Origin of the sequence: Saccharospirillum sp. MSK14-1 (genome assembly GCF_003054965.1) — a bacterium.
GTDB lineage: Bacteria > Pseudomonadota > Gammaproteobacteria > Pseudomonadales > Natronospirillaceae > Saccharospirillum.
This window is the reverse complement of the sequence record NZ_MIES01000014.1, coordinates 1-2,015: the sequence shown is the minus strand read 5'-3', so window position 1 is coordinate 2,015 and position 2,015 is coordinate 1. Positions and strand designations below refer to the sequence as shown.

Sequence of the window (2,015 nt, the reverse complement as noted above, 5' to 3'; positions counted from 1 at the left end):
CCGCAACTTAGAGTTGAAGACGATGGATTAGGCATGAGCCCCAGCTTTATCGATGACGAACTATTCAGACCTTTTTCAACAACAAAAACAGAAAACGGCGTAGGCATCGGTGCTTACCTAACCAAGTCGTACATAGAGCACTTAGGTGCATTGTTAAACGTACAGAGCAAAGAAGGACAAGGAACGCGCTTCGATATTACGTTTAACTAAGGGAGAACATAGACATGGAAATGTTAGAAAAAACTATTCTAATCATCGAAGATGATGAAGGTTTACAGAGTCAATTAAAGTGGCACTTTGATGAATTCGACACCACGATTGCGACTGCCAGTAATTTGCAGGAAGCAATTACCGCGGTAAGGCTCTATCAACCCAACATCATTATCCAAGATTTAGGCTTACCGCCCGATGAAGAAGGCGTATCTGAAGGTTTCCGGTGCATACAGGAAATACTCAACCTTTCGCCGCAGAGTAAAATAATTGTCTTAACCGGGAAAAATGAACACCGCAATGCCCTCAAGGCCATTGAAGTTGGTGCCTACGATTTCTATTTTAAACCTGTCGATACTGACGTTTTAGATCATGTCGTTAATCAGGCTTACAAAATTTTCACGCTGGAAGCAGAAAATAAACTCAACAATCAGCTTTCAGAACCGGTTTCTGGTGTGGTGACTGCAAACCAACCCATGCGCAATATCTGCCGGATGATCGAAAAAATTGCACAAACCAATGTTACTGCCACGCTGATCGGGGAAAGTGGTACTGGTAAAGAAGTTCTGGCTCGAGCGATCCATAACAGCAGCGACGAGAAAGATAACCCTTTTGTTGCCATAAACTGTGCTGCTGTCCCTGAAAACTTAATGGAAAGCGAACTGTTCGGCCATGAAAAAGGTGCTTTTACCGGAGCGGTCAGCACCACAATCGGAAAAGTCGAGCAGGCTAAAGGCGGCACCCTATTTCTGGATGAAATCGGTGATATGCCATTGGCTCTGCAGGCAAAACTATTGCGTTTTTTACAGGAACGATCGATAGAGCGAGTTGGTGGCCGTAAAGAAATAAAAGTCAATCTCAGAGTGGTCTGTGCGACCAATAAGAACCTGGAAGCAATGGTTAAGGAAGGAACTTTCCGAGAAGATCTGTATTACCGGGTAGGAGAAATTATCGTTGAAATACCGCCACTCAGAGCGCGCGGTAATGATGTCATTTTAATTGCTAATCATTTATTGAAGCGATACGCCAAACAAATGTCGACTAAACAGCTTTCCTTCAGTGATGACGCGATTAACGCAATGGAATCCTATGACTGGCCGGGAAACATTCGTGAAGTTGAAAATAAAATTAAGCGAGCTGTCGTACTGGCAGAAAACAACGTTATCCAGGTTGAGGACCTCGCCTTACCGCAAACCAAAGCTAAACCTTCGGTAATTAACTTGAAAGAAGCCAGGCGAATTGCCGAAGTAGAAGCGATCTATTCAGCACTCGAACTGAGTCAGCAAAATATTTCTGCCGCTGCAAAACTGCTCGGCGTAACGCGGCCAACGCTCTACGACATGATGCGTAAATATAACCTTTCCATTGAAAGCAGCCACTCGTGAGTAAAACATGAAAACAACAACTATAAATACAATTACTGCCATATTGACAGCATTATTATTGGTAGGTTGCTCAAATAATACAGATGTAAACAAGGCAAATGAATTCGTCGAACGAAGTCAGGCCTATGAACAACAGGGCCAGTATCGCGCAGCCTTAATAGAAATGAGAAATGCGCTCCAGGCACAACCGAACAGCGGCCCTTTCGTGGTTCGCTATGCGAACCTGTTGACCTCGATTGGCAGCCCAAATCAGGCCGAAGAAATACTTAAAAGCGTAGCGGGTAATGAAGAGCTAACCCGATTGCCACTGGCTGAAGCGTTACTGCTGCAAGGTAAATATATTTCAGCAAAAGAAGTGTTGGCTGGCTGGCAGCAAAATAGTACAGAACAAAATCAATATAGCCGCCTTCTGGCTTTACA

At 44.1% G+C, this 2,015-nt stretch carries 3 protein-coding genes; all 3 read left to right on the top strand.

Features of this window, described 5'->3' with window-relative positions; all coding sequences use genetic code 11:
- Positions 1–210: HAMP domain-containing sensor histidine kinase (locus tag BGP77_RS02845; protein ID WP_146171172.1), on the top strand; the 210-nt coding region annotated here is incomplete at its 5' end.
- Between the two features lie 14 nt (positions 211–224).
- On the top strand, positions 225–1,595 hold the full coding sequence (prsR, locus tag BGP77_RS02840) for a PEP-CTERM-box response regulator transcription factor (RefSeq protein WP_108163234.1): 1,371 nt from the start codon (positions 225–227) through the stop codon (positions 1,593–1,595).
- A gap of 7 nt (positions 1,596–1,602) precedes the next feature.
- The coding region (locus tag BGP77_RS17885; RefSeq protein ID WP_146171171.1) for a tetratricopeptide repeat protein at positions 1,603–2,015 on the top strand (413 nt) is incomplete at its 3' end.